Annotated in this window: 8 protein-coding genes; 7 read left to right on the forward strand and 1 reads right to left on the reverse strand. The window is 31.2% G+C overall.

Annotated features, from left to right (window positions below; genetic code table 11):
• From ABJI11_RS10585 to ABJI11_RS10615, 7 genes are all read left to right on the forward strand, one after another.
• Window positions 1–1,228, forward strand: a 1,228-nt coding sequence (locus ABJI11_RS10585; protein WP_348351930.1) for a hypothetical protein, incomplete at its 5' end; no start/stop codon positions are given.
• A gap of 184 nt (window positions 1,229–1,412) precedes the next feature.
• Window positions 1,413–2,219, forward strand: coding sequence for a hypothetical protein (locus ABJI11_RS10590; RefSeq protein WP_348351932.1), 807 nt, complete (start codon window positions 1,413–1,415; stop codon window positions 2,217–2,219).
• A gap of 134 nt (window positions 2,220–2,353) precedes the next feature.
• Complete coding sequence (locus ABJI11_RS10595; protein ID WP_348351934.1) at window positions 2,354–2,926, forward strand: hypothetical protein; 573 nt, start codon at window positions 2,354–2,356, stop codon at window positions 2,924–2,926.
• Window positions 2,926–3,543, forward strand: a complete 618-nt coding sequence (locus tag ABJI11_RS10600; protein ID WP_348351936.1) for a hypothetical protein — start codon at window positions 2,926–2,928, stop codon at window positions 3,541–3,543. Before ABJI11_RS10595 ends, ABJI11_RS10600 begins: the two co-directional genes overlap by 1 nt.
• 329 nt (window positions 3,544–3,872) lie before the next feature.
• Complete coding sequence (locus tag ABJI11_RS10605; protein ID WP_348351938.1) at window positions 3,873–4,163, forward strand: hypothetical protein; 291 nt, start codon at window positions 3,873–3,875, stop codon at window positions 4,161–4,163.
• Between the two features lie 444 nt (window positions 4,164–4,607).
• Window positions 4,608–4,943, forward strand: a complete 336-nt coding sequence (locus ABJI11_RS10610) for a n-acetylglutamate synthase (protein WP_348351940.1) — start codon at window positions 4,608–4,610, stop codon at window positions 4,941–4,943.
• Window positions 4,940–5,248, forward strand: coding sequence for an antibiotic biosynthesis monooxygenase (locus ABJI11_RS10615; RefSeq protein WP_348351941.1), 309 nt, complete (start codon window positions 4,940–4,942; stop codon window positions 5,246–5,248). The genes ABJI11_RS10610 and ABJI11_RS10615 overlap by 4 nt, the downstream gene beginning before the upstream one ends.
• 73 nt (window positions 5,249–5,321) lie before the next feature.
• Here the strand turns inward: ABJI11_RS10615 and ABJI11_RS10620 are convergent.
• Window positions 5,322–5,854: MFS transporter (locus ABJI11_RS10620; RefSeq protein ID WP_348351943.1), on the reverse strand; the 533-nt coding region annotated here is incomplete at its 5' end.

Here is a 5,854-nt window from a genome sequence, read left to right on the forward strand (position 1 = left end):
TATTATTAAAAGACTTACAGCGTCAGAAATAATCGATTTAATTCAAAATTCTATAGTTACGATTCAAGAAGCTAATGAATTGAATTTCCTGTATTCCTGTTCACGATATTTTATCCGTAGAGATAACCAATCTATGATGGATATAAATCAAGTCTTAGCAAAACTAATTCAAGTCATTAAAGCTAAAAATTTAGTGAATACAGAAACTTGGTCACTGTTCTTACAAACATATGTCCTGCAAACTGGAATTTATTCTTTATTAGTAAAAAACGAAAAACCAGACGTAATAACAGAAGTTAAAAAACTAAGAACACAAAATAATAATCTAAATAAAGAACTTAGGACTAACCTAAATAAAGCAAAAGAATTCAAAGACGCTTTTGAAAAATTGAAAGGCGAGATAGAAACCTTCAAATCGTCAAAGGAAAAAGAATTAACGCAGATAACTAATAATCTGAATAGTACTAACCAAACTAAATCTCAAATTGAACAGACTTCAAACTCAATTTTAAACATAAAGTCCTCAATTGATAAAAACCTTGCGGAAGTTCAAGCATCAATAAAGAACCACACAGAACAAATCGAAAAGCAAAAAGAAGAAATTGAAGAAATTGAGGACAGAATATCTTTAGATGAGAAAAAATCAAAAGATATAATAGGGACTAATTCTTCAGAAGCTGAGAAACTCAAAAAATTATCCGAAGAAGCTACTCGAATTCAAGAACAATTAGAGAAACTTTTATCGCCAGCAATTGCCCGTGATTTACAATCAACTTTTAGAATTAGAAAAGTCTGGTTATTTTGGTCAACTATTGTTTGGTTAATTATTACAGTGGCAATTACATCTTTCTTAGCGTGGTATATTTTTAAACTATTTTCTAATGGTGATTTTAGTTTTGAAACAGAAAAGGTAATTGTTGCAGGTATAAGATTATTACCGATTGTAACTATTCTGTATTTTGCTATTAGACAGTTTACTAAAACCAGAGGATTAGAGGAGGAATATGCTTTTAGGGAAAGTATTGCAACTTCACTAATGGCTTATGCTGAACAAATAAAAGGAGATACAAATCGTAAAGACCAATTAATTCAAGAAACAGTTAATAAACTCTATGAATCTCCTACACAAAAAAATAAACTTTTCTCTGGAAAAAACAAAACAAAAGCTGACTCTAATTTGAAAGAATTAATTGACTTAGTGAAAGAATTAAAAGATATAAATATATAACTGTGTCCATCAAAGAGCTGAGATAAAAAACAAACAAATTCTTGTTTAATCTGAAACAATATTATTCTAGGCTCACAGCTTCTAATATCACATTTTTTGAGCTTTTTTGTTTTCTAAATTAAGAGCTTAATCAAACAACTAATTGCATACAGAACCGTTATAATCAATCAACTTAAACTACAAAATGGGATTAGATTTAATAACGCAAAGAGATTGTGAAGTAAAAGAAAATGTACCTCAAGAAGAACTTCTAAATCAAATTAAAGACCGCAACAGAGGTTTTGCAGTTTTAAATATGATTATTGAAAGTGGTAAAACTAGGGAAGAAGCACTACAATCTTCATTTACACAAACCTTGGTGACACCAGAAGGTAATAAAAATGTAAGTGTAAAAGTTTCTGATTTAATTGAAAAGACCAACCATTTAGAGGAGTTAGGAAAAAAGTGCGAAAATTGTCCTATTTCTCAAAATACAGCGTTTGGTTGTGTTGGATATGTCTCTTATCCAATTTCACAAAAATGTGAAAAATGGCTTGCAACAATTGCCGAAGAGTCAAATAAAAAAGGATTACCCTATTCAACAACAATAGTTTTTATTGAAGATCAAAATATAAGTGGACAACGATTTGGCGAAATGCGTAATCACGGGCAAACATTCTTTGAAAGCTCAAAACCAACAGAAATTGTTTTAAGCAAAAGTCTCTTTAAAAAGAAAACAATAGACACAAATAAACTACTAGAAGTAACTGTATTAAATGGACTGATGCAAACCACTCATATCAACTACTTGTTAATGTTATTTGGTGGTATTGTTTCAGGTCAAATTGAACCTAAAGACAGATATTCTAAATTCAACAATGAAGACAAAAAGTATGTTTATCTAGATTTGAATTTACCAAAAGACAATGACAAAAGTATTTTAGAATTCTATAATTATTTTCAGCATCTATTTATAGCATTAATGAACGGGCACGATGTATTTATGGATTAAGAGCTTTACTTGCTAAGCAAAGTTTATATCTTAAATAAATAACTATACCATTTAAAATGGGGATTTTCAATAAAGCCGTATTTATTCCTGCCACAGAATATACGCTACTCAACCTTAATCCTTATTTTTAAAAAATGAAAGAAGGCTTAATAAAAGATACCTATGAATTAATTATAAAAGAAATACAAACCGTAATTACAGTTTGTTATCTTTTGGCTGTTGGCATAGGTATGATTTTTAATTATAAGAAATATGCTGAGTTTGGTATAAACATTTTTGATTACGGAGACGTTTTTGATTTTTTAATAGCTCCATTTTCAGATGTTTACATCATTCTTTTTGCAGCGGCATCTACATTGTTTATTTCTATACTGTTCTACATAGATTATGTGTGGTTCAAAAGATGGCCCAAATCATATTCAAGATTCAATTTTGGGAGTGATAGAAATAAATGGTTTAAACAGTATAGAGTGTTAATGATTACAACAGGTCTTGTTGTGTATTTGTTTTTATCTGCTGGTTTTTACGGTAAATACACGAAGAAAAAAATAACCAATCAAAGAGATATTACCATTACTATGGTGGATAATGAAATGAAGAAGGGTAAGCTCATTGGCAAGACCAAGGATATTGTTTTCTTATTAAATGATGACGGTGTTTTTGCAATACCCCTTACTTCTGTGGTAAAACAGATAAAAATAAAGTAATGGGCATTTTCGGTATGTCTAAAAAAGGGAGTAATAAGTCCCATGTATTTGACACGGACAATGGCGTTTTAGGTCCCACATTTCTTGAAGGTATTACAGAGCATATAGAAAACCCTAAAGAATTACACTCGCATGAATGGCGCAGAAAACTGAGCTCACCCTCTGGTAACAGTAAATTCAAAATTAAATACTACGGAGAACTTCATGAAGATTATAATAACCTTATTGTAGAAACTAATTTTGCACCAGCTTTGATAGTTGCTGTTCATGTAGTGTCTGAGGTAGAATCATTCTTATTTGACGGCTGTAAACACGCGTATAATGCTATGTTTTGCGATACTTTTACGAAAGAGCAAATTACTAATAGACCCATAACAAATCATTATAAGGACAGCAAAGGGAATGATATTTTTGAAATAACCATTTCAACTTATAACGGTATTGATTATGAAGATGAGTTTAGAGAAGAGGTAGATGAGAATGGGCTGCTAGAACTCATAGACGGCACTAAAATAGATTTTGATAGTGTAAAACGTAATGGCTATGATTCATTACAAATTTGGGCAACTAATAATAACGGAGAAATTATGGAATTAGTATCTGAAGAATTGGCTTAAATATGTTTTTTCAATAATTAATTGTCACTTATTTTTCGATCAATTTTTCTAGCGTGTAAGAATGATTTTAAATGTTAAAATCACACAACTATGTTCACGTCGTTCATCGGTTAATGTAATGCATTCAGCGTCAATAATTAAGATAATTTGTAAGAAATAATTAAAAAATCTTACCTTTTTTTGTAGGAAAGTGTCATTAAAAAATAATATATTTACCATCCAATCAGAAGTTTCGAATAGTTTAGTTTCCCCACAAAAATTTATGAAATTCTATGTAAAGTACTTCTTGGGCAAGACTCAAAGTAGGTAATTATATAAGTATTAAAGGAATGAAAAATTCATTGAAAATTGCAGCGATTGCTTTTTCTTTATCAATTTTATTTACATTTTATTATTCTTACACTAGCATTATTGATGATAATGCTCAAGCTAACATCGAGCATTTGGACGGTAGCCTTAATACCTCGAAAAGTATAGATAACACGGGGGTTTCCAATGTTTCTGTTAATGGTACTATTGGTAATGAAGACCTAAAGGCGGCAACGAAACAAACTTTCTTTAACGGCTTAATTTCCGCAATTACTTTAAAGTCTTTATCTGCCGCAGATAAAGACATCTAACCCATTTTACATAGGTATTTTAACCGGCTAAAAATTTTGGCAATCTTAGGGTTGAAATTTGTACTGTTCAATGTATTTTAAACCACTTTCATTTTTGTAGGAAAAATAAGAATACTTCTAAAACAACAGTTTGTTTAGTATTTTAAATCCGTTGTTCCAAGGATTATACTTTTAAAGAACCGCAAAAGAATTTAAACAAACGATATAAGTCTTACAATTGTTGGTAAAATAATTATTAAGCATTTTGTAATTACAATGAATCTAAGAGTACGTTGAATAAACCAAGTAAAAGTATTGCTGAGGTAACTCATGAATTGGGTTTTTAATTTCAGCACTGTTTTTTACGATTGTTCAAAACAGAAAGAAGGAATTAGCCCTACGGCATATCGAGAGAAGTTTTGTGTGAATTAAAGCATAGATTTACAAAACGGTAATCGATATAATATGAATTATAACAATAAAACCTTTAGACCGGTAGTCAATACTAAGAATGGCGAAACTAGTCATGAAACCCTTTTTAAGTATACACAAAAAGACAATATACTAACTGCTAGTTATTGTGGTGGAGAAATACTAGAAGGGCACTTAATAGGGATAGTAGCTTTAGACGGTACTATTGACATGCGTTATCATCAAGTGAATATAAAAGGAGTATTAATGACAGGCAGGTGTATTTCAGTTCCCGAAATTATGGAGAACGGTAAAATTAGACTTCATGAAACCTGGCAATGGACTTCTGGAGACCAATCTAAAGGAAACTCGATAATAGAGGAAGTATGATACTTGAAGTCGCCATATTACATGTTAAGCCAAATTTACAAGGTAAGTTTGAAACAGACTTTGCACTGGCCAGTGAACACATTCAATCAATTGATGGGTATTGTTCACATACGCTACGTAAATGTATTGAGAATGATGGGCAATACATATTATTAGTAGATTGGATAGACGTAGAAAGTCATGAAATTGGCTTTCGAAAATCTAAAGGTTACCTGAAATGGAAAGAATTATTACATGACTATTACGAACCCTTTCCAACCGTAAATCATTATGAAACAGTTTTTGAAAATAAAAATACGCATTAGCTTACAATAACTATAGTTACCATATAAGGCAAGTAAAGGATACTTACAAATAGCTCTTTAGTGACTTTTTAAATTACTCCTTCACCAACTCCTTGCTCAGTTCCTCTAAAGAAATCCCTTTGGTTTCTGGCATTTTGGTAATTGCCCATATTAATTGCAAAACCATCATACCACAGAAAAAGTAGTAGATATACCATACCTGGTCTTTCAGTACACCTTGGGTAGCATCTAAGAAAAACGGAGTGATCAATGTAATGATCGCTGCAAATACCCAGTGTACACTAACACCCCAAGATTGCCCGTATGCACGAACGCTATTAGGGAATATTTCTGAGATAAATACCCAAATAACCGCACCTTGCCCAATGGCATGAGAAGCAACAAAAGTACAGATGAAGGTAATGGTAAGTGTAGACCCTAAATTCATTTGAAAACAAAGGCCCACCATAATTAAACTAATAATGTAACCTATAGATCCAATGATGATCAATTGTCTTCTACCTAATTTATCCAATAAGCGTATACCAATAAAGGTGAATACAAGGTTAACGATACCGATGGCAATAGAATTAAATAAAGATTCTTTACCACCTAAGCCCGCCTGTT

It is taken from the genome of Maribacter sp. (genome assembly GCF_039968975.1).
In the GTDB taxonomy this organism is placed as follows: domain Bacteria; phylum Bacteroidota; class Bacteroidia; order Flavobacteriales; family Flavobacteriaceae; genus Maribacter.